The organism is Variovorax sp. GW822-FHT04A09 (assembly GCF_058801005.1).
Genome location: NZ_JBXAMV010000003.1, coordinates 553,995 through 573,184 on the forward strand (window position 1 = coordinate 553,995; position 19,190 = coordinate 573,184).

Genomic DNA, 19,190 nt, shown 5'->3' on the forward strand with positions numbered 1-19,190 from the left:
TCGCTGATGCGATGCAAACGCGTCAGCTGCGCGCGCCACCCATCAGCAAGCCCCTCAGCTTGCTGCGCAGCGGCGTCTCTTCCACCTCCTGCACCCCGGCAATCTCCCGCAGCGCAAAGTCGCGGCTGTCGGCGTTGTGCAGGTCGATCTCCCGCACCACCTGCCCGTCCTTGTAGACGAAGGCAACGTCGGCCAGGGCGAGCACGTCCTCGATGTCGTGCGTGATCATCAGGACCGGGATGCCCCATTGCTTGCGCACCTGCGCGAGCTCGTTGCGCAGCTCGGCGCGCAGCATGGGGTTGAGCGCGGCAAAGGGTTCGTCGAGCAGCAGCACCTGCGGCTCGCAGGCCAGCGCACGCGCCAGGGCCACGCGCTGCTGCTGGCCGCCCGAGAGTTTCTGAGGCCGGCTGTCGGCCAGCGCGGCGAGGCCGAAGCTGGCCAGCAGCGCCTGCACGCGCTCGGCGTCGCGGGCCGGCAGCGTGCGGCGGTGCCACGCGGTGAGCCCGAAGGCCACGTTCTCGCGCACCGTGAGGTGCGGGAACAGCGCGTAGTTCTGGAACAGATAGCCGATGCGGCGCGCCGGCGCGGGCACGTCGATGCGCTGCGCCGCGTCGTACAGCGTGCGGCCGTCGAGCCGCACATGGCCCGCCGACGGATGCAGCAGGCCGGCGATGGCCTGCAGGGTGAGCGACTTGCCGGCCCCCGAAGGACCGTAGAGCGCGGCAAAGGGAACGTCGGTCTGGAAGCGCACGGCGAGGTCGAAGCGCCGGGCTCCGTCCTTCACCGTGAGCTGCAGATCGACATCGATCATGGCTTGCCGAAACCGTAGCGCGCGAGCACTTCCTGGGCCGCAGGCGTCGACAGGAAGGCGATGAAGTCGCCGGCCAGCGCCTTCTGCTTGCTCTCGGCCACCACGGCGATGGGGTAGGTCACGGGCGTGTGGCCGGTGGGCGTGAAGGCGACCTTGACCTTGTCGCCGGCCACGGCCGCGTCGGTGCGGTACACGAAGCCCGCCTCGACCTCGCCACGGCTCACGTAGTCGAGCACCTGACGCACGCTGTCGGCCTGCACGAACTTGGGTTCGAGCACGGTCCAGAGTTTGGCGTTGTCCAGCACCTGCTTGGTGTAGCGGCCGACCGGCACGGTGGCGGTCTTGCCGACGGCGATCTTCTTCACGTTCGCACCGCTCAGGTCCTGCAGCGACTTCAGTCCGACGGCGCCCTGCGCGGGCTCGACCAGCACGAGGCTGTTGGTGACGAAGTCCTTGCGGGTGGCGGTGTCGATGAGCTTCTGGTCGTTGCCGCGGTTCATGGTTTCCTGGTCGGCGCTGGCGAACACGTCGACCGGCGCGCCCTGCCCGATCTGCTGCAGCAGCACGCCCGAGGCGGCGAAGTTGAAGCGCACGGTGCTGCCGGCCTTGGCGGCTTCGAACTTGGGACCGATTTCCTTGAACGCGTCGGTCAGGCTCGCGGCGGCGGACACGGTGATCTGCTGCGCGGCGGCCGCAAGCGGCAGGGCCAGGGCAAGCACGACGGACAAAAGACGCAACGGACGCATAGGCACAGTCTCCTGGAAAAAGGGGGAATCAACGAAGCGAAAAGAAGCGGTTCGACACGACCAGCACGGCGATCGACAGCACCGACGTGACGACCACCAGCAGCAGCGCCAGGTCGTCATGGCCGGCCTGCACGGCGTCATAGATGGCCATCGACAGGGTCTGGGTCTGCTTGGGAATGGAGCCGGCCACCATCAGCGAGGCGCCGAACTCGCCCATGGCGCGCGCGAACGCGAGCAGCGTGCCGGCCAGGATGCCGGGCCAGGCCAGCGGCAGCGTGACGCGCAGGAACACCGAGAACGGCGACTGGCGCAAGGTGCTCGCGGCGGCTTCGAGCGAGCGGTCGACGTTCGAGAACGCGGCGCTGGCCGACTTGAGCACCAGCGGCAGCGCCACCACGGCCGAGGCCACCACGGCCCCATGCCAGCTGAAGATGATGGTGTAGTCGAAGTGTTCGCGCAGCCAGGCGCCGAGCGGGCTGCGCCGCCCCGCCGCGACCAGGATGGCGTAGCCGATCACCGTGGGCGGCAGCACCAGCGGCAGCATGAACACGGCCTCGAGCACGCCCGAACCAACGAACTGCTTGCGCGCGAACACCCAGCCCAGCGCCACGCCCGCGACCAGCGCCAGCAAGGTCGCGACCGCCGCGACCTGCAGCGACAGGACCAGCGGCGACCAGTCGGTGGTGGCGATGAGCGAAGAGGTGGTCGTCGTGTTCATTGAGATACGGCGTAATTGTTACATGAGTGGCCTTCTGGTTCCCACGGGGATGCACGGATGCGCCGGTCTTCATATACTGACGAATACAGCGTTGGAGACTTTGTCCATCCGCCCCATGCGCCTTTCCCCTCATGACACCGTTGTCCGCTCGACCTCCGGCAGGCCCGAGCTTCGCCATGTGACGCAGGTGCACGAATGGCGCATCGAACGCACGCTGGACGCCGGCGGCTTCGTGCTGTCGATCATCGCGCCGGGCGGCGAGAGCCAGTCGTTCCTGGTGGCGCCGGGCGACGCGCAGGACATCGGCGAGGTGCTGCGCCGCAGCGCCGCGTGGACCGACCGGCGCGGGCCATGACAACGATGTGGCGCCACATGACGGGTGCGGAACGCATCCTCGAAGTCCTGCTGACGCGGCGCTCGGTCTCGCCGCGGCGGCTGCAATCGCCCGGCCCGAACCCCGACGAACTCGACGCCATCATTCAAGCCGGCCTGCGCGCGCCCGACCACGGCGGGCTGCATCCGTGGCGCGTGATCGAGTTCCGCCCGCAGAACCGCGAGGCGCTGGCCTGGTGCTTCGAACAGGAAAAGCTGCGCCGCGATCCGCTCGCCAGCCCGACCGACCTGCGGCGCGCCCGCGAGCACGCCACACGCCCGCCGCTGCTGTTGGGCTTCGTGGTGTCGCCGCGCGAGCGCAGCAAGATCCCCGCGCGCGAGCAGTGGCTGGGCGCCGGCGCGGCGCTGGGCAACCTGCTGGCCGCCGCGCACCAGTTGGGCTACGGCGCCATCGTGCTCAGCGGCGAGCGCTGCTTCGACGAGACGCTGGTGCGCCAGGTCGGCGTGCAGCCGGGCGAGTATCTGGCGGGCTTCATCAGCATGGGCACGATCCGCGAGGCGCCGCCGCAGGCGCGCGAGACGCTGTCGCAGGACGTGTGGTCGTGCTGGCAGGGCGACCTGCTGCCGGGCGCGGCCGGCGAGGCGTCAGGCGACGGCGATCAGTCCATCCGACCGTCGGAACGCGTGCGCGGCAGCTGATCGAGCCGCGCGCCGAACCAGCCCACGCGCTCGGTCTCGCGCACGTCGAAGCGCGGCACGTAGGGCTTGATGTCGAGCACAGGCGTGCCGTCGATCATGTCGTTGCCGCTGAAATGCAGCGTCGTGCCCTCCACCGCCGTGAGCCGCACGATCGACAGGCCCAGCCGGTTGGGCCGCGCGGGCGAACGCGTGGCGAACACGCCGTGCGTGGCGTCGTCGAGAAAGGGCACCACCTCGAGCCGTTCATGCGCGCAGCGGTGCAGGTGCGTCACGAGGATCAGGTAGTCAAAGCCTTCGATGTCGCGCAGCCCCGGCGCGAACTCGGCGAACACCTCCAGGCGCCCCACTTCGTCGGGCGCGCCGGCCGTCTGGATGGGCATGCCCGAGGTTTCGGTGAAGCGGCTGCGCACGACGCCGACCGGGCGGCAGACGACAGGGTCGATGTCGGCGGCGTTCATGGGGCCAGCAGGCGCGTGAGCGCGCGAACGTCGGCAGCCGTCGCGAGGCGCGCAGCGTTCTCGATGGCGCGGTAGCGCTTCACGATGTCCTCGCCCACGGGCGTGAGCGCCGTGCCGCCGCCGCGCGAGCCGCCGGCGGCGGTGTTCACGGCCGGCGAGGCCAGCGTCTGGTTCATCTCGTCGATCAGCATCCACGCGCGGCGGTACGACATGCCGAGCAGGCGGGCCGCCGCCGAGATCGAACCGGTCTCGGCCACGGCTTCGAGCACGGCGATCTTGCCGGGGCCGATGGCGATGGTGTCGTCCCGGTAGATGCGCAGGCGGAACTGGGCTTTGGATTTCATGGTGGCGCGAAGGGTAAACCATCCGGGGTGCCGCCGGCACCCGTGGGCTGGGGCTACGCGGCGTCGAGCGCGCCGCTGTGCTGGCGCGCCTGCGCCTGCCATTCGGGCGTCTGCAAGAAGGCCAGCGCCGCATCGAGCGCCCGCGCGGGCCGCACGCCCTCCTGCGTCATGAAGCCGATGGGCGTGCGCACCTCGGGCGCCACCAGCGGCAGCGCCTCCAGTTCGCGGTGGCTGCGCACGGCCGCCACCATGGCGCCGGGCAGCACGCTGCTGACGGTGCCCGCGCTCACGGCCAGCGCGAGCGTGAGCACCGAGTTGGTCTCGATGGCGGGCGCCACCGCGGCCACGCCGGCCTCGCGCAGCGCCTGGTCGATGATGGCGCGGTTGTGCATGTCGGGCGTGAGCAGGCACAGCGGCAGCGTGCCGGCTTCGGCCCAGGGGATGGGACGGCCGATGCGCAGCCGGTCGGCCGAGGGCTTCTTCGCGCGCCGCAGCAAAAAGTAATGCTCGATGCTCTGCGGCCAGGCCTTGAGCTTGACGCCCGGCAGGTGCATGCGCTCCGTGTAGCCCAGTGCGAGGTCGACCGAAAGGTTTTCCAGGCCCGTTTCCAGCTCCTGCGAGCTCATGGAGAGCACCGCCGGCACGATGCCCGGATGGCGCTGCTGCAGCATCGCGGCAAAGCGCGACAACATCGGGATCGCGGTGGGCACGGCGGCCATGCGCAGCCGCCCGCGCGGGTCGCCGGCCTCGCTGCGCAGCTCCTGCAGCAGCACCTCGTTGTCGCGCAGCATGCGCTGCGCCGTGGCCAGCACGCGCTCGCCTTCGTGCGTGAGGCCCACGTACACGCGGGAGCGCTTGACGATGACGACGCCGAACTCGCCTTCCAGCGCGCGCAGCGCGTTGGACAGGGCCGGCTGCGTGATGTGGCAGGCCTGCGCGGCGCGGCCGAAATGCTTGTGCTCGCTGAGTGCGACGAGGTAGCGCATCGAGGCGAGCAGGTTCATTGCGTGCGTCCTTTTTCTTCTTGCGGGCTCTCGTCCGGGGCGCCTGCCCTGGCCCTCGCCCTGCCCCCGCCTGTGCCTCAGGTGTTCTTGCTGATCGAGATCGTCGGGAACTTCGCGGAAAAGTCCTTCGCCTTCTCTGCGATCCCCACCGCCACGCTGCGCGCCACGGCCTTGTAGAGCCCGGCCACCTCGCCGTCGGGGTCGGACACCACCGTCGGCGCCCCGCTGTCCGCCTGCAGGCGGATGTTGATGTCCAGCGGCAGCGCGCCCAGGTAGGCCATCTGGTACTCGGCCGCCATCTTCTTGCCGCCGTCGGCGCCGAAGATGTGCTCGGCATGGCCGCAGTTGGAGCAGATGTGCACCGCCATGTTCTCCACGATGCCCAGGATCGGCACGCCGACCTTCTCGAACATCTGGATGCCCTTGCGCGCGTCGAGCAGCGCGATGTCCTGCGGCGTGGTGACGATCACCGCGCCCGTCATCGGCACGCGCTGGCTCAGCGTGAGCTGGATGTCGCCGGTGCCCGGCGGCATGTCGACGATCAGGTAGTCCAGGTCTTTCCAGTTGGTCTGGCGCAGCAGCTGCTCGAGCGCCTGCGTGGCCATGGGGCCGCGCCAGATCATGGCCTGGTCAGCGTCGACCAGGAAGCCGATCGACATCACCTGCACGCCATGGCGCTCCTTGGGCTCCATGTTCTTGCCGTCGATGCTCTCGGGGCGCCCGTCCAGGCCCATCATCATGGGCTGGCTCGGGCCGTAGATGTCGGCGTCGAGCAGGCCCACGCTGGCGCCCTCGGCGGCCAGCGCCAGCGCCAGGTTGGCGGCCGTGGTGCTCTTGCCCACGCCGCCCTTGCCCGAGGCCACGGCCACGATGTTGCGCACGTTGGGCATCAGCTGCACGCCGCGCTGCACCGCATGGCTGATGACCTTGGTGACGATGTTGACCGACACGTTCTCCACGCCCGGCACGGCCTTGGCCGCGGCCACGAGCGACTTGCGGATGGCCGCGTGCTGGCTCTTGGCGGGGTAGCCGAGTTCGAGGTCGAACGAGACATCGCCCTCGGCGATCTGCAGGTTTTTGAGCGAGCGGGTCGCTGCGAATTCTTTGCCGGTGTTAGGGTCCGTGACGCTCTTGAGTGCGTCCATGAGCCCGTCGGGGGTGAGTGCCATTGATCAAACTCCTGAATGGCGGGTAGTCTATTCCGCCCGCCAAGCCCGTACCGGGACGCGCTCATTTCCCGTCCGAAAAACGCCGAAGAAGAAAAGACACCGACGCAATGCCCGAGACAAGCCCCGCCACCGGCCTGCTGCTGACAGGCGGCGGCGCCCGCGCCGCCTACCAGGTCGGCGTGCTCGAAGCCATCGCCGAGATCCGGCGCGACGCCGTGGCGGCCGGTGCGGCCATCGGCGGCGGCAACCCTTTCCAGATCATCACCGGCACGTCGGCCGGTGCCATCAACGCCGCGGCGCTGGCCTGCGGCGCCGACGACTTCGACCGCGTGGTCGCGCACATCGCGCAGGTCTGGGGCGAGTTCCGCGCCGAACAGATCTACCGCGCCGACTCGCTCTCGGTGCTCGGCAGCGGCGCGCGCTGGCGCATGCTGCTCGGCCTGGGGCGCTTTGCCGCCAACTGGATGCGCATCAAGCCGAAGTCGCTGCTCGACAACTCCCCGCTGGCCGGCCTGCTGCAGCGCCTGGTGCCGCTGGACCGCCTGCCGCAGCTCATGCAGCAGGGCCACGTGCAGGCGCTGGCGGTCACGGCCTCGAGCTACAGCTCGGGCGAGCACGTGACCTTCTTCGAGGCGGCCGTGCCGATGGAGCCCTGGGTGCGCTCGCAGCGCCTGTCGGTGCGCGACCGCATCACGCACGCGCACCTGATGGCCTCGTCGGCCATTCCCTTCGTGTTCCCGGCCACGGCCCTGCCGATGCCGCCGGGCCACACCGAGTATTTCGGCGACGGCTCGATGCGCCAGTCGGCGCCCATCGCGGCGGCGATCCACCTGGGCGCGCAGCGCATCGTGGTGATCGGCGCGGGCCGCATGCACGAGCCGCGCGACGAGGATGCGCCCAACACCCACAGCGGCTACCCGACCATGGCGCAGATCGCCGGCCATGCGCTGTCGAGCATCTTTCTGGATGCGCTGGCGGTCGACATCGAGCGCCTGCGCCGCATCAACCACACGCTGGGCCTCATTCCCGAAGAGGCGCGCGCCGCGAGTGCGCTGCGCCCGCTCGACCTGCTGGTGATCTCGCCGTCGGAGCGCATCGACATGATCGCGGCGCGCCACGTCGACGCGCTGCCGGGCGCCGTGCGGCACCTGCTGGGCGGCTCGAAGGTCGCGGCCGACGTGAAGGGCGGCGCGCTCGCCAGCTACCTGCTGTTCGAGTCGGCCTACACGCGCGAGCTCATGGCGCTGGGGCGCGCGGACGCGATGCGCCAGCGCGACGAGGTGCTGCGGTTCTTCGGGTGGGTGCCGACGTGACGGCGCACGCGGCCGGCTGAGTTCGCGCCGCTCAGTCCGCCTCGTCCAGCAGCCCCAGCACCACGTCCAGCAGCACGTTCGCGCCCTGCGCCAGGTCGGCGCTCGCCGTGTGCTCCTTCGGGTTGTGGCTGATGCCGCGCACGCTCGGCACGAAGACCATGGCGGCGGGCGCGATGCGCGCCATCATCTGCGCGTCGTGGCCCGCGCCCGAGGTCATGCGGCGGTGGCTCAGGCCGCGGGCGTGCGCGCTGGCCTCGACGAGGCGCACCAGCCGTTCATCGAACTGCACCGGCTCGAAGCGCGCCAGCGTGCGGGCTTCGATGGTCACGCCTTCGGTTGTTTCGAGTTGCCGCAGGTAGTCCGCCAACTCGCCTTCGGCGTCCTTCAGCGTCGCCTCGTCGGTGTTGCGCAGGTCGACCGTGAGCGTGGCGCGCGCCGCGATCACGTTGATGAGGTTCGGGTGCAGGTCGATCGCACCGACGGTCGCGACCTGGCTGCCGCCGTAGCGGCGCGCCAGCTCGCGCACGAACACCGCGACGGCGGCGGCGCAGTAGCCGGCGTCGTGGCGCAGGTGCATGGGCGTGGTGCCCGCGTGGTTCGACTGGCCGGTGACGACGATCTCCTGCCACGAGATACCCTGCAGGTCGGCCACCGCGCCGATGGTGACGCCTTCGGCCTCCAGCACCGGGCCCTGCTCGATGTGCAGTTCGACGAACGCGTGCGGCACCAGCGTGCCGCAGGCCATGTCGCCCGCGTAGCCGATGCGCGCGAGTTCGTCGCCCAGCCGCGCGCCGTCGGTGGCGACGGTGTCGAGCGCCGCGTCGAGCGCCAGGCCGCCCGCGTGCACCAGCGAGCCCATCATGTCGGGCATGAAGCGCACGCCCTCCTCGTTGGTGAAGGCGGCGACCACGAAGGGGCGCAGCGTCTGGCGCTGGCGTTCGTTGAGCCAGCGCACCACCTCCAGGCCGGCCAGCACGCCGTAGTTGCCGTCGTAGCGCCCGCCCGTGGCGACGGTGTCGATGTGCGAGCCGGTCATCACGGGTTGGGCATCCGGCAGTTGGCCGGGGCGGATGCCGAAGATGTTGCCGATGCGGTCGATGCGCACGGTGAGGCCCAGGTCCTGCATCCACTGCACGAGCCGGTCGCGGCCCGCGCGGTCGGCGTCGGTGAGTGCGATGCGGCAGACGCCGCCTTGCGCGGTCGCGCCGATGGCGGCGTGCGCGTCGATGCGCGCCATCAGCGCGGCCTCGGCGATGCCTTCGCGCTGCAACCATTGCGCCTGCGCCGCCACAACTTCTTCGCCCGTGCGGCCGGTCAGCGCGCGGTACACGCCGGGCGCGGTCGCGCCTTCGGTGCTGAACAACAGCACGCGCGAGCTGGCGTCGAGGCCGGCGGCGCGCGCCAGTTCGGGATCGGCCGCGAGCACCTGCAGCGCGGCCAGGCCGGCCGCGCCGGATTCGCCGACCAGCACGGGCACGTCGCCCGCCTCGCCGGTGGCGAAAGTGCGCATGGCGTGCTCGGCGTCGGCATCGGTGACGGTCATGAAGAGGTCGACCGAGGGCTGCAGGAAGCGCCATGCGAGCGGCGAAGTCTCGCCGCAGGCCAGCCCCGCCATCACCGAATCGACGCTGCCGGTGGCGCGGTCGGGCCGGCCGCTGCGCGCGCTCTGCAGCAGGCAGTCGGCCTGCTCGGGCTCGACGACGATCAGCGTCGGCCGCGCGGCGCCGTAGCGCTCCCAGAAATGGCTGGCCACGCCGGCCGCGAGCCCGCCGACGCCGCCCTGCACGATGACGTGCGTGAAGGGGCACGGCGCGCCGGGCGCGGTGTTCTCGAGCAGCTCGTCGACGAGGATGCCGTAGCCCTGCATCACGTCGCGCGGAATCTCTTCGTAGCCTTCGTAGGAGGTGTCGGAGACCACCTCCCAGCCGTTCACCCGGGCCAGGCGCGCGGCCTCCTCGACCGAGGCGTCGTAGTTGCCGGCGATGCGCACGATCTCCGCGTCGAGCGCGGCAATGGGCGCCTCGCGCTCTTCGCTGACCTGCGCGTGCAGCACGATCACGCAGCGGCAGCCCATGCTCTGCGCGGCTGCAGCCAATGCGCGGCCATGGTTGCCATCGGTCGCGCTGATGACGACGAAGTCGCGCAGCGCCTCGGCATGCCGGCCCGCGAACAGGTCGGCGGGCGTCCAGCCCCGCTCGGGCCAGCGGCGCAGCACCAGGCGCAGCAAGGCCACGGGCGCACCGAGCACCTTGAAGCTGCCGAGCGCGGAGCGGCGCGATTCGTCCTTCACGACCACCTGCGCGATGCCCAGCTGCGCCGCGAGCCGGGGCAAGGGCCACGCCGGCGTCGGCTGCGGCGAGAGCCGGTCCCAGGTGGACAGCCACTGGCGGCTCTCGCGGCCGCGTGCGATGTTCATGACGGCCTGCAGGGCCGCGTCGTAGCCGCGCCGTTGCGCGTGAGGGTTGGCAAAGAGCATGGGAAGAAAACCGGAAAAGAAGAATGGATCAGGCCGCGGTGCGCACGGGAAGCCGCTGGCGCACGATTTCCGCGAAGTAGCGCGCGCCCGTGGTCAGCACCGCGTCGTTGAAGTCGTAGCGGCCGTTGTGCAGCGGCGTGCCGCCGGGCTCGCCCTCGGCGCCGTTGCCCAGGAAAACAAAGGCGCCCGGCACGGCGCGCAGGAAGGCGCCGAAGTCTTCCGAGATCATCATCGGCGCCACATTCGCATCGACCTTTTCGGCGCCCACCACGGCCGTCGCGGCGGCCACCGCGGTCGGCACGCATTCGGCCCAGTTCACGGTGGGCGCGAACTCGTGCGTGTAGCTGAACGTGCAGTCCGCGCCGTGCAGGCGGCAGATGCCTTCGCTGATCTCGCGCATGCGCGCCTCGAGCATGCGCTGCACGGCCGGGTCGTAGCTGCGCGTGTCGCCCTTGATGACCACGTTCGACGGAATCGCGTTGCGGATGCCGTCGGTGATGAACTCGGTGCACGACACCACGGCCTGCGCGCCGGGGTCGAGCGTGCGCGACACGATGGTCTGCAGCGCCAGCACGATCTGCGCGCCGATCACGATCGGGTCGATGCCCATGTGCGGCCGCGCGGCGTGCGTGCCCCGGCCGTGGATGTGGATGACGAAGTTGTCCTCGCTCGCCATCAGGCCGCCCGCGCGCGTGGCGAAGGTGCCGGCGGGCAGGCCGGGCATGTTGTGCAGGCCGTAGATCTCGTCGACCGGGAAGCGTTCGAACAGGCCGTCGTCCATCATGGCGCGGGCGCCGCGGCCGTGCTCTTCGGCGGGCTGGAAGATGAAGCGCACGGTGCCGTCGAAATCGCGCCGCTCGCGCAGCAGCTGCGCCGCGCCGAGCACCATCGCCATGTGGCCGTCGTGGCCGCAGGCGTGCATGCGCCCGGGCGTGCCGGAGGCGTAGGGCCGCTCGGTCGCGAGTTCGGTGATGGCCAGCGCGTCCATCTCGGCGCGCAGGCCGATCACGCCGGTACCGCTGCCGACCGTGAGGCTGGCGACCAGCCCGGTGCCGCCGATGCCGGTGTGGACCTCGAGGCCCAGCGCCCGTAGCGCGCTGGCAATGAAGGCCGAGGTCTTCGCCTCCTCGAAGCCGGTTTCGGGCATCGCGTGCAGCTGGTGTCGCCAGCCGGCCAGCTGGTCGTGCAGGGGTGCGTCTGGAAACTTCATGGCGAGATGCTATTGACAACGCAGCGGGACAGGTGCGCAAAATGAGTCGCTGTCACGCAACGTTTTTGCGTGAAGCCTGCCCTTTCTCATGACCCCCCTCGACGCCCTCGACCTGCACCTGCTCGAATTGATCCAGGCCGACAGCCGCCTCTCGCAGGGCGAGCTGGGCGAGCGCATCCACCTGTCGACGGCGGCGGTGAACCGCCGGCTCAAGCGCCTGCGCGACGAGGGCGTGATCCAGCGCCACGGTGCCGTGCTGTCGCCCGCCGCGCTCGGGCACCCACTCACCATCGTGGTCGAGGTCGAGGCCGAAAGCGAGCAGATCGAACGGCTCGACGCCATGAAACAGGGCTTTCGCGACTGCCCGCAGGTGCAGCAGTGCTACTACGTGACGGGCGAGTGGGACTTCATCCTCGTGTGCGTGGTGCGCGACATGGCGCAGTACACCGCACTCACCCGTCAGCTGTTTTTCCAGAGCAACAACGTCAAGCGCTTTCGCACGCTGGTGACGATGGACCCGGTGAAGGTGAGCCTGGATGTGCCGGTGTCGGCGAGGGCCTGAGCGCGCGGGCCCAGGTGGCGCGCGTCATGAGCCCAGGCCGAACAGCGCCAGCAGGCCTGCGACGACCCAGCCGGCCTTCTTGGCGGCGTCGGCACTTTCCTTCGAGATCGGCCACAGCTTGGCGCGGCGCCAGGCCCTGAAGTTGTTGGCCACCGCCAGGCCCACGCCGACCAGCAGCAGCGGCGGCATGTTCCATGCGGCAGCGCCGATGCCCGACAGCACGATGATCAACAGGCCCGCCGTCCAGATGCCGTTCGACGTGCTGGCCAGCACATGCGAGAGCTTGCCGCAGAGCCCGCACGCCGCCGGCGAGCCGCGGCTCGAAAGGCGCTTGGCCATGGCGGCGATGCCCGGCTGGCGGCAATGGGGACAGGCGTAGGTCATGCGGCTCCCGCGAACGACGTGGGAGACAACGATAGCCGATGGGCTCAGCGCGCCGACAACATCGACCGCAGCATCAGCAGCACCGCGCCGACGATCGGCGCCAGCGCCAGCAGCCGGCCGGGTTCGAAGGCCAGCCCGGCGACCGCGCCGAGCAGGCAGCCGGCCTTGACCCACATCGGCACCGCGCCCCAGCCACGCCCATGGGTCACGGCGAGGGCGATCAGCGCGACCCAGCCGAACGCGCCGCCAAGAACCGACAGTGTCCAGCTCAGCAGGTAGAACGCCGAGTCGGCGTCGCGGAACGCGAGCGCGGTGCCCAGGCCGCGCCAGGTGTGCCACCAGCCGTCGAACAGCAGGAAGCCGGTGGCCGAGGCAGCCCACCAGAAGAAGGCGTAGAGGCTGGCAACGCCAGCGAGTGCTGCCAGCCCGCCCAGCAGGCGCCGGGTGATGTCGTCAAAGGGCGTGTGGTCGCGCCAGGCGGCTGTTTGTCCGTGGTCCATGGTCGGAGCTCCATTGGGTTCGCAATGGGTCCGACGGTAGGTGGCGAATGTGCGGGCTGGATGAAGCCTTTGTGAAGCGGGAGGATCAGGCCTCGGGTACGTCTGGCGCGTCAGGAGAAATGCCCAGCTCCGAGCACACGCGCCCCAGCAACGCCTTCAGCGATGCCACCTCGGCCTCCAGCCGCGCCACGTTGGCCTTGAGCGCCGCGACTTCGCCAAGCGAATCGCCGTGCGTGGCGAAGGCGCCGTCGCCCGAGGCGCCCGGCCCCGCCACCTCTTCCGCCGGTGGCCCGCTCAGCAGGTGCGCCCAGCGGCTTTCGCGCGCACCGGGCAGGCGCGCCAGCTTCACCACCAGCGCGCCGGTCGGGCGTTCGGCGAGTTCGTTGAGAAAGCCCTCGACCGACGAGATGTCGGCGAAGTTGTGCATGCGGTCGCAGGCGATGCGCAGCTCGCCTGCTGTTTGCGGGCCGCGCAGCATCAGCACGGTGAGCAGGATCACCGACTGCGATGGCAGGCGCAGCACGCGGTCGATGTTGTGCTCGTAGCGGAAGGCGCGCCCGCCGCTGGTCTCGGCCACGAGGCTGTAGCCCTTCAGGCTGTCGATGGCGGCCTGCACCTGCGACTCGCTGAGTTCGAGCACCGGGTTGCGGCTGGTCTTCTGGTTGCAGCCCGACACCAGCGAGTTGAGCGTGAGCGGGTAGCTGTCGGGCACGGTGCGCTGCTTTTCGGCCAGCACACCGAGCACGCGGGTTTCAAGGAGGGACAGGACGGGCAGCGGTGTGGACATGGCTCTGGGAGAAAGGGCAGAAGTGAAAAGGCAACCGGGCCTCAGGGCGCCACCACGGCCAGCATCGGCCCGAGGTCGCGCACGAAGTCGTTGCGCTGCAGTGTCCTCGAATAGATCGCCGACACGGTGCCGTCGAGGTACAGCGCATCGCGGCAATGCAGCACGTCGCGCAAGTACAGCGCGAAGTCGTAGAAATTCACCGGCGTCTCGGCGAGGACGAAGACCGCGGTGGTGCCCGACACGCACACGCCGTTGCGGGTCTTGCGCGAATCCGAATTCGGAATGAGCGCCGGGTGCACCGCGCCGTGGCGCAGCAGCAGCGGGCCCGACTGGGTCGCCAGCTGCACGCCGCCCTTCGCGGCGATCGCCGGGTACTCCGACGCCTCGACGATGCGCGGCCCCTGGGCCGTCACCAGGAACACGCCGTTGGGCTTGCGAAAGAAATTGCCGACACCGTCGGCCAGATTCAAAGGCGCTTCCTCGCGGCCTTCGCGCACCAGCAGGCCGACGGGTGCGAAGTCGGCGTGGTACATGCCGGCGTTCGCCGCGAACAGCAATTGCTTGTTGCGCGCCTTCAGCCAGGCCTCGAGCCGGTCGAAGCGCTTGAAGGCGGCACCGGTGTCGTCGTTCAGGAACAGCGCGAGCTTCTCGGTGCGCAGGTCGACCTTGACGACGGTGTAGCGCGGCGGCGCGTCCACGGCGCCGGCGGCGGACCACGCCAGGCCGGCGAGCAGGAAGACCAGCGCAGGCAGCAGCAGTTTTTTCATGCGACCTGCACTGTCTGCTTTTCTCAACCGCCGTTGATGCGCGCGACCAGCGCCTTCGTGAAGGCCGCCGTGCCGGCGCTGCCGCCGAGGTCACCGGTGCGCACGTTGTCCAGGTTGAGCGTCTGGTCGATGGCGGTGCGCAGGCGCGTGGCCAGCTCGGGCCGCTTGACGTGGTCGAGCATGAGCGCGGCCGCCAGCAGCAGCGCGGTCGGGTTGGCGATGCCCTTGCCGGCGATGTCGGGGGCCGAGCCGTGCACGGCCTCGAAGATCGCGGCGTTGGTGCCGATGTTGGCGCCGGGCGCCATGCCCAGGCCGCCGACCAGCCCGGCCACGAGGTCCGAGAGGATGTCGCCGAACAGGTTGGTGGTCACCAGCATGTCGAACTGCCAGGGGTTGAGCACCAGCTTCATCGCGCAGGCGTCGATGATCACGGTGTCGAGCTCGAACTGGCCCTTGTACTTCTCTTCGTACAGGTCGAGGCCTGTCTCCAGGAAGATGCCGGTGAGCGCCTTCATGATGTTGGCCTTGTGCACCAGCGTGACCTTCTTGCGGCCGGTGGCCACGGCGGTGTCGAACGCGTATTCGAGGATGCGCCGGCTGCCCTTGCGGGTGTTGACGCCGGTGGCCATGGCCACGGCGTGCGGGTCGCCGTCGATGGGCACGTAGTGCTCGTGACCGATGTACAGGCCCTCGAGGTTCTCGCGCACCACGGTCAGGTCGATGTTGTCGTAGCGACCGCCCGGGATGATGGTGCGCGCGGGGCGCAGGTTGGCGTACAGCTGGAACTCCTCGCGCAGGCGCACGTTCGACGAGCGGTAGCCGCCGCCCGAGGGGGTTTCGAGCGGGCCCTTGAGCGCCAGGCGGGTGCTGCGGATGCTGTCCAGCGTGGCCTTGGGCAACGGGTCGCCCGAGGCCTTGACGCCGCCCAGGCCGGCGATCTGGGTGTCCCACACGAAAGGCGCCTTCAGCGCGTCGAGCGCCGCCAGGGTCGCGTCGACGATCTCGGGGCCGATGCCGTCGCCGGGGATGAGGGTTGCGGGAATCGAGGTGGTCATCGGCGGCGGCTCACTTTCAGTAAAGAGGCTGCGAGCATACGTCGCACGGGCGACACCCCCGCGGCCTTCGGGGTCACTCCGGGTACCCCGCGGCCGAGGTGAGCAGCCCCATGGCGGCGGCCGCGGGACGGGCCGCCTAAAATGCCCGGTTCCCGGACGCGGCCCCTGGCCGCCTCCACGGGCCCCGCGCCCCTTCCGTTCGTCACTCCCGAAAGCGCCCTCCCCGATGTCCGCCCCGCGCAAGCTCTTCGTCACCACCGCCCTGCCGTATGCCAACGGCAAGTTCCACATCGGCCACATGATGGAATACATCCAGGCCGACATCTGGGTGCGGAACCAGCGAATGAATGGCGCTGACGTCAACTTCGTGTGCGCCGACGACGCGCACGGCGCGGCCATCACCATCGCGGCCGACAAGGCCGGCGTGACGCCCCAGGCCTTCGTGGCCGAGATCGCCGCGGGCCGCAAGCCCTACCTGGACGGCTACCACATCGCCTTCGACAACTGGCACTCGACCGACGCGCCCGAGAACCACCAGCTGGCGCAGGACATCTACCGCGACCTGCGCGCCAACGGCCTCATCGAGACCAAGAGCGTCGAGCAGTTCTACGACCCGGCCAAGGGCATGTTCCTGGCCGACCGCTTCATCAAGGGCGAGTGCCCCAACTGCCATTCGAAGGACCAGTACGGCGACAACTGCGAGGTGTGCGGCGCCGTGTACGCGCCCACCGAGCTGATCAACCCGTACTCGGCGCTGTCGGGCGCCAAGCCCGAGCTGCGCAGCTCGGAGCACTTCTTCTTCAAGCTGTCGGACCCGCGCTGCGAGGCCTACCTGAAGGAATGGACCGCCGCCCCCGGCCACGTGCAGCCCGAGGTGCAGAACAAGATCCGCGAGTGGCTCTACAAGGACGACGAAGGCAAAGGCGGCCTGGGCGACTGGGACATCAGCCGCGACGCGCCCTACTTCGGCATCGAGATCCCCGATGCGCCGGGCAAGTACTTCTACGTGTGGCTCGACGCGCCCGTGGGCTACCTGGCCTCGCTGAAGAACCTGCTGGACAAGCGCTGCATCGAACTGGGCGGCGATGGCATCTCGTACACCGAGTACATGGCCGACCCCGAGCTGGAGCAGGTGCACTTCATCGGCAAGGACATCATCACCTTCCATACGCTGTTCTGGCCCGCGATGCTGCATTTCAGCGGCCGCAAGGCGCCCAACGCCGTGTACGTGCACGGCCACCTGACGGTGAGCGGCGAGAAGATGAGCAAGAGCCGCGGCACCGGCATCGACCCGCTCAAGTACCTGTCGATCGGGCTCGATCCCGAATGGCTGCGCTACTACATCGCCGCCAAGCTCAACGGCCGCAACGAGGACATCGACTTCAACCCCGACGACTTCGTGGCACGCGTGAACAGCGACCTCGTGGGCAAGTACATCAACATCGCCAGCCGCGCGGCCGGCTTCATCGGCAAGCGCTTCGGCGGCCAGCTGGGCGCGGTGTCGGCCGACGGCGAAACGCTGCTGTCCACGCTGCGCGCTGCGGCCACGCAGGTGCAGTCGCTGTACGACGGCCGCGACTACGCCCGCGCGCTGCGCGAGGTGATGGCGCTGGCCGACAAGGTGAACGAGTACGTCGACCAGAACAAGCCCTGGGAACTGGCCAAGAAGGAAGGCGCCGAGGCGCGCCTGCACGACGTGTGCACGGTGTGCATCGAGGCCTTCCGCCTGCTCACGCTGTACCTGAAGCCGGTGCTGCCGGCGCTGGCCGTGAACGTCGAGGCCTTCCTGAAGATCGCACCGCTGGTCTGGGCCGACGCGGCGCAGGCTCTGCCGGCCGGCCACGCCATCGGCGACTACAAGCACCTGATGCAGCGCGCCGACCCCAAGCAGGTCGACAAGCTGTTCGACGTGCCCGAAGCCGCGGCTGCCGCACCCGTCGCCACCGAAGCGCAGGAGCTGCCCGGCGGCGAAGCCATCGCGCCGACCATCACCATCGACGACTTCGCGAAGATCGACCTGCGCATCGCGAAGATCGTGGCCTGCGAGAAGGTCGAGGGCTCGACCAAGCTGCTGCGCCTGACGCTCGACGCGGGCGAAGGCAAGACGCGCAACGTGTTCAGCGGCATCGCCTCGGCCTACCAGCCGGAGCAACTGGTGGGCAAGCTCACGGTGCTGGTCGCCAACCTCGCGCCGCGCAAGATGAAGTTCGGCGTCAGCGAAGGCATGGTGCTGGCCGCGAGCCACGGCGACGAAAAGGCCCACCCGGGCATCCACGTGCTCGAGCCCTGGGCGGGCGCGACGCCGGGCATGCGCGTGCGCTGACCCGAAGACGCAAAGAAGAACTAGCCGAACTTGTTGTTCAACACGAGGTCGGCGAACACCTTGCCGCCCACCGAGATGTGGTCGCGCATCGCCTCCGCGGCGTTGTCCGCGTGGCCTTTCAGAATCCACTCGACCACCCGTTCGTGCTCCCGCTGTGAAGCGGCGAGCCGGCCGGGCTTCTCGAACATCCGCCCACGGTAGGCCGAGATGCGCAGCCGCACGGTCTGCGCCTGCTCCACGATGAAGGGGTTGCCGCTGGCGCGGTAGATCACGTCGTGCAGCGCGGCGTTGGCCTGCTGGTAGGCCTCGGCGTCGTCCGCCTGCGCCTGCGCGGCGGTGCCGGCCAGGGCGCGCAGCAGTTCCTCGCGCAGCGCCGGGCCGATGCGCAGCGCGGCCAGCCGCGCCAGCACGCCTTCGAGCTCGCCGAGCGCTTCCATCATCGCCACCAGTTCGTTCGCCCGCAGCTGGCGCACGTAGATGCCGGTGCGCGGAACGATCTCGACCAGCCCGCGCGCACTGAGCAGCAGCAGCGCCTCGCGCACCGGCGTGCGCGAGGTGTTGAAGCTCAGGGCCAGGGCCTTTTCGTCGATGGCCATGCCGGGCGACAGCACGCCGCCCAGGATGTCTTGTTCGAGCCGGGCGCGGATGCGGTCCTGCAGGCTGTGGGTGTCGAGGGTTTTCGCGGGTTGCATGGCGATCTGGATATTAGCTAACCTTACAGATATATCAATTCATCTGTTTGGTACATCAATGTCTCCCACCCTCGCGATCGACGGCCATGTGGCCTACCTGACGCTGCACCGCCCCCAGGCCGCCAACAAGCTCACGCCGGACGATCTTCCTGTGCTGATCCAGCATGTGGACACAGTGAACCGCACGCCGGAGGTGCTGGTGCTGGTCCTGCGCGCCGAGGGCAAGTACTTCTGCAGCGGATTTGATATATCAGAAGTGGCCACCCAGAGCCAGACCGAGGGCCGCAGCTTCGGCGAGATGGTCGATGTGTTCGAAAACTGCCGCGCCGTCACCATCGCGGCGGTGCACGGCGGCGTCTACGGCGGCGCGACCGACCTCGTGCTGGCCTGCGACTTCCGCGTGGGCGCCCGCAGCGCCGAGATGTTCATGCCGGCCGCGCGGCTCGGCCTGCACTACTACCAGAGCGGCATGGAGCGCTACGTGTCGCGGCTGGGGCTGGACACGGCCAAGCGCCTCTTCCTCACGGCCGAGAAGCTCGACGGCGCCGCCATGCGCGACTGCGGCTTTCTCACGCAGCTGGTCGACGACGCCGCCGCGCTCGATGCCGAGGTGCAGCGCCTGCGCACCGTGCTCGCGGGCATGGCGCCGCTGGCGCTGCTGGGCATGAAGAAGCACCTGAACCAGATCGCGCGCGGCACCGCCGACGCGGCCGCGATCTCGCGCGAGGTGCAGCGCACTGTCGCCTCCGAAGACCTCGCCGAGGGCGGCCGGGCCTGGCGCGAGAAGCGCACGCCGGTGTTCCAGGGCCGCTGAGCGCGCCCGCCCTTCCCTACACAAG

At 69.7% G+C, this 19,190-nt stretch carries 21 protein-coding genes and 1 pseudogene; 6 read left to right on the forward strand and 16 right to left on the reverse strand.

Going from position 1 to position 19,190, the window contains the following annotated elements:
- Nucleotides 1–22: 22 nt before the first annotated feature.
- Genes AC1RLW_RS19065 through modB form a run of 3 tightly spaced genes read right to left on the reverse strand, consistent with a single transcriptional unit; the run spans nt 23 to nt 2,275 of the window.
- On the reverse strand, nt 23–811 hold the full coding sequence (locus AC1RLW_RS19065) for an ABC transporter ATP-binding protein (RefSeq protein WP_492734194.1): 789 nt from the start codon (nt 809–811) through the stop codon (nt 23–25).
- On the reverse strand, nt 808–1,557 hold the full coding sequence (modA, locus tag AC1RLW_RS19070; protein ID WP_493194507.1) for a molybdate ABC transporter substrate-binding protein: 750 nt from the start codon (nt 1,555–1,557) through the stop codon (nt 808–810). The genes AC1RLW_RS19065 and modA overlap by 4 nt, the downstream gene beginning before the upstream one ends.
- 28 nt (nt 1,558–1,585) lie before the next feature.
- Nucleotides 1,586–2,275, reverse strand: coding sequence for a molybdate ABC transporter permease subunit (gene modB / locus AC1RLW_RS19075; RefSeq protein WP_062479002.1), 690 nt, complete (start codon nt 2,273–2,275; stop codon nt 1,586–1,588).
- A 115-nt stretch (nt 2,276–2,390) separates the two neighbouring features.
- Between modB and AC1RLW_RS19080 the strand changes: the two genes are divergently transcribed.
- Nucleotides 2,391–2,630, forward strand: coding sequence for a hypothetical protein (locus AC1RLW_RS19080; protein WP_062478998.1), 240 nt, complete (start codon nt 2,391–2,393; stop codon nt 2,628–2,630).
- Nucleotides 2,627–3,307 (forward strand): nitroreductase family protein, encoded by a 681-nt coding sequence (locus tag AC1RLW_RS19085; protein WP_493194508.1) that lies wholly within the window; start codon nt 2,627–2,629, stop codon nt 3,305–3,307. Before AC1RLW_RS19080 ends, AC1RLW_RS19085 begins: the two co-directional genes overlap by 4 nt.
- Here AC1RLW_RS19085 and tsaA read toward each other — a convergent pair.
- From tsaA to apbC, 4 genes are all read right to left on the reverse strand, one after another.
- On the reverse strand, nt 3,268–3,765 hold the full coding sequence (tsaA, locus tag AC1RLW_RS19090; RefSeq protein WP_493194509.1) for a tRNA (N6-threonylcarbamoyladenosine(37)-N6)-methyltransferase TrmO: 498 nt from the start codon (nt 3,763–3,765) through the stop codon (nt 3,268–3,270). The two genes, AC1RLW_RS19085 and tsaA, sit on opposite strands and share 40 nt — an antisense overlap.
- Nucleotides 3,762–4,109 (reverse strand): winged helix-turn-helix domain-containing protein, encoded by a 348-nt coding sequence (locus tag AC1RLW_RS19095; protein WP_062478989.1) that lies wholly within the window; start codon nt 4,107–4,109, stop codon nt 3,762–3,764. Before AC1RLW_RS19095 ends, tsaA begins: the two co-directional genes overlap by 4 nt.
- A gap of 53 nt (nt 4,110–4,162) precedes the next feature.
- Nucleotides 4,163–5,113, reverse strand: coding sequence for a LysR family transcriptional regulator (locus tag AC1RLW_RS19100; RefSeq protein WP_493194510.1), 951 nt, complete (start codon nt 5,111–5,113; stop codon nt 4,163–4,165).
- 77 nt (nt 5,114–5,190) lie between these two features.
- The gene (gene apbC / locus AC1RLW_RS19105; protein ID WP_062478984.1) at nt 5,191–6,282 is read right to left on the reverse strand and encodes an iron-sulfur cluster carrier protein ApbC; all 1,092 of its coding nucleotides are present in this window, start codon (nt 6,280–6,282) and stop codon (nt 5,191–5,193) included.
- Nucleotides 6,283–6,389: 107 nt separating this feature from the next.
- Here apbC and AC1RLW_RS19110 point away from each other — a divergent pair, with 107 nt between their 5' ends.
- On the forward strand, nt 6,390–7,595 hold the full coding sequence (locus tag AC1RLW_RS19110) for a patatin-like phospholipase family protein (protein ID WP_139700227.1): 1,206 nt from the start codon (nt 6,390–6,392) through the stop codon (nt 7,593–7,595).
- A gap of 31 nt (nt 7,596–7,626) precedes the next feature.
- Here the strand turns inward: AC1RLW_RS19110 and AC1RLW_RS19115 are convergent, their stop codons facing one another.
- From AC1RLW_RS19115 to AC1RLW_RS19125, 3 genes and pseudogenes are all read right to left on the reverse strand, one after another.
- Nucleotides 7,627–8,832, reverse strand: coding sequence for a M20 family metallo-hydrolase (locus AC1RLW_RS19115; RefSeq protein ID WP_493194685.1), 1,206 nt, complete (start codon nt 8,830–8,832; stop codon nt 7,627–7,629).
- Nucleotides 8,833–8,898: 66 nt separating this feature from the next.
- Nucleotides 8,899–10,071: pseudogene (locus AC1RLW_RS19120) on the reverse strand (diaminopropionate ammonia-lyase); the annotation flags it as partial.
- Between the two features lie 28 nt (nt 10,072–10,099).
- On the reverse strand, nt 10,100–11,281 hold the full coding sequence (locus AC1RLW_RS19125; RefSeq protein WP_493194513.1) for a M20 aminoacylase family protein: 1,182 nt from the start codon (nt 11,279–11,281) through the stop codon (nt 10,100–10,102).
- Nucleotides 11,282–11,369: 88 nt separating this feature from the next.
- On the opposite strand from AC1RLW_RS19125, the gene AC1RLW_RS19130 reads away from it, so the two are divergent.
- On the forward strand, nt 11,370–11,843 hold the full coding sequence (locus tag AC1RLW_RS19130; RefSeq protein ID WP_493194515.1) for an Lrp/AsnC family transcriptional regulator: 474 nt from the start codon (nt 11,370–11,372) through the stop codon (nt 11,841–11,843).
- A 24-nt stretch (nt 11,844–11,867) separates the two neighbouring features.
- On the opposite strand, the gene AC1RLW_RS19135 is transcribed toward AC1RLW_RS19130, so the two are convergent.
- From AC1RLW_RS19135 to AC1RLW_RS19155, 5 genes are all read right to left on the reverse strand, one after another.
- On the reverse strand, nt 11,868–12,227 hold the full coding sequence (locus AC1RLW_RS19135) for a hypothetical protein (protein WP_493194517.1): 360 nt from the start codon (nt 12,225–12,227) through the stop codon (nt 11,868–11,870).
- 44 nt (nt 12,228–12,271) lie between these two features.
- The gene (locus AC1RLW_RS19140) at nt 12,272–12,727 is read right to left on the reverse strand and encodes a hypothetical protein (protein WP_493194519.1); all 456 of its coding nucleotides are present in this window, start codon (nt 12,725–12,727) and stop codon (nt 12,272–12,274) included.
- Between the two features lie 85 nt (nt 12,728–12,812).
- Complete coding sequence (locus AC1RLW_RS19145) at nt 12,813–13,514, reverse strand: YceH family protein (protein WP_493194521.1); 702 nt, start codon at nt 13,512–13,514, stop codon at nt 12,813–12,815.
- A gap of 41 nt (nt 13,515–13,555) precedes the next feature.
- On the reverse strand, nt 13,556–14,281 hold the full coding sequence (locus AC1RLW_RS19150) for a phosphodiester glycosidase family protein (protein ID WP_390346085.1): 726 nt from the start codon (nt 14,279–14,281) through the stop codon (nt 13,556–13,558).
- 23 nt (nt 14,282–14,304) lie between these two features.
- A complete protein-coding gene (locus AC1RLW_RS19155; RefSeq protein ID WP_062478955.1) occupies nt 14,305–15,336 on the reverse strand; it encodes an isocitrate/isopropylmalate dehydrogenase family protein in 1,032 nt (343 codons plus the stop codon).
- A 226-nt stretch (nt 15,337–15,562) separates the two neighbouring features.
- Here AC1RLW_RS19155 and metG point away from each other — a divergent pair, with 226 nt between their 5' ends.
- A complete protein-coding gene (metG, locus tag AC1RLW_RS19160; protein ID WP_159274933.1) occupies nt 15,563–17,659 on the forward strand; it encodes a methionine--tRNA ligase in 2,097 nt (698 codons plus the stop codon).
- A gap of 20 nt (nt 17,660–17,679) precedes the next feature.
- Here metG and AC1RLW_RS19165 read toward each other — a convergent pair whose 3' ends face one another.
- Nucleotides 17,680–18,351 carry a GntR family transcriptional regulator gene (locus AC1RLW_RS19165; RefSeq protein WP_493194523.1) on the reverse strand — a complete coding sequence of 224 codons (672 nt, stop codon included), beginning with the start codon at nt 18,349–18,351 and terminating at the stop codon, nt 17,680–17,682.
- A 58-nt stretch (nt 18,352–18,409) separates the two neighbouring features.
- Here AC1RLW_RS19165 and AC1RLW_RS19170 point away from each other — a divergent pair, with 58 nt between their 5' ends.
- The gene (locus tag AC1RLW_RS19170) at nt 18,410–19,165 is read left to right on the forward strand and encodes an enoyl-CoA hydratase/isomerase family protein (protein ID WP_159274934.1); all 756 of its coding nucleotides are present in this window, start codon (nt 18,410–18,412) and stop codon (nt 19,163–19,165) included.
- Nucleotides 19,166–19,190: the final 25 nt, after the last annotated feature.

Bases quoted from the DNA above. Each gene is read 5' to 3' on its own strand.
- AC1RLW_RS19115 (WP_493194685.1), bottom strand. From the start codon at position 8,832: ATGGCGCGCATCGACGCGCACGCCGCCATCGGCGCGACCGCGCAAGGC.
- AC1RLW_RS19085 (WP_493194508.1), top strand. From the start codon at position 2,627: ATGACAACGATGTGGCGCCACATGACGGGTGCGGAACGCATCCTCGAA.
- AC1RLW_RS19145 (WP_493194521.1), bottom strand. From the start codon at position 13,514: ATGTCCACACCGCTGCCCGTCCTGTCCCTCCTTGAAACCCGCGTGCTC.
- modA (WP_493194507.1), bottom strand. From the start codon at position 1,557: ATGCGTCCGTTGCGTCTTTTGTCCGTCGTGCTTGCCCTGGCCCTGCCG.
- AC1RLW_RS19135 (WP_493194517.1), bottom strand. From the start codon at position 12,227: ATGACCTACGCCTGTCCCCATTGCCGCCAGCCGGGCATCGCCGCCATG.
- AC1RLW_RS19080 (WP_062478998.1), top strand. From the start codon at position 2,391: ATGCGCCTTTCCCCTCATGACACCGTTGTCCGCTCGACCTCCGGCAGG.
- AC1RLW_RS19125 (WP_493194513.1), bottom strand. From the start codon at position 11,281: ATGAAGTTTCCAGACGCACCCCTGCACGACCAGCTGGCCGGCTGGCGA.
- modB (WP_062479002.1), bottom strand. From the start codon at position 2,275: ATGAACACGACGACCACCTCTTCGCTCATCGCCACCACCGACTGGTCG.
- metG (WP_159274933.1), top strand. From the start codon at position 15,563: ATGTCCGCCCCGCGCAAGCTCTTCGTCACCACCGCCCTGCCGTATGCC.
- AC1RLW_RS19170 (WP_159274934.1), top strand. From the start codon at position 18,410: ATGTCTCCCACCCTCGCGATCGACGGCCATGTGGCCTACCTGACGCTG.
- AC1RLW_RS19150 (WP_390346085.1), bottom strand. From the start codon at position 14,281: ATGAAAAAACTGCTGCTGCCTGCGCTGGTCTTCCTGCTCGCCGGCCTG.
- AC1RLW_RS19140 (WP_493194519.1), bottom strand. From the start codon at position 12,727: ATGGACCACGGACAAACAGCCGCCTGGCGCGACCACACGCCCTTTGAC.
- AC1RLW_RS19130 (WP_493194515.1), top strand. From the start codon at position 11,370: ATGACCCCCCTCGACGCCCTCGACCTGCACCTGCTCGAATTGATCCAG.
- tsaA (WP_493194509.1), bottom strand. From the start codon at position 3,765: ATGAACGCCGCCGACATCGACCCTGTCGTCTGCCGCCCGGTCGGCGTC.
- AC1RLW_RS19110 (WP_139700227.1), top strand. From the start codon at position 6,390: ATGCCCGAGACAAGCCCCGCCACCGGCCTGCTGCTGACAGGCGGCGGC.
- AC1RLW_RS19155 (WP_062478955.1), bottom strand. From the start codon at position 15,336: ATGACCACCTCGATTCCCGCAACCCTCATCCCCGGCGACGGCATCGGC.
- AC1RLW_RS19065 (WP_492734194.1), bottom strand. From the start codon at position 811: ATGATCGATGTCGATCTGCAGCTCACGGTGAAGGACGGAGCCCGGCGC.
- apbC (WP_062478984.1), bottom strand. From the start codon at position 6,282: ATGGCACTCACCCCCGACGGGCTCATGGACGCACTCAAGAGCGTCACG.
- AC1RLW_RS19165 (WP_493194523.1), bottom strand. From the start codon at position 18,351: ATGCAACCCGCGAAAACCCTCGACACCCACAGCCTGCAGGACCGCATC.
- AC1RLW_RS19095 (WP_062478989.1), bottom strand. From the start codon at position 4,109: ATGAAATCCAAAGCCCAGTTCCGCCTGCGCATCTACCGGGACGACACC.
- AC1RLW_RS19100 (WP_493194510.1), bottom strand. From the start codon at position 5,113: ATGAACCTGCTCGCCTCGATGCGCTACCTCGTCGCACTCAGCGAGCAC.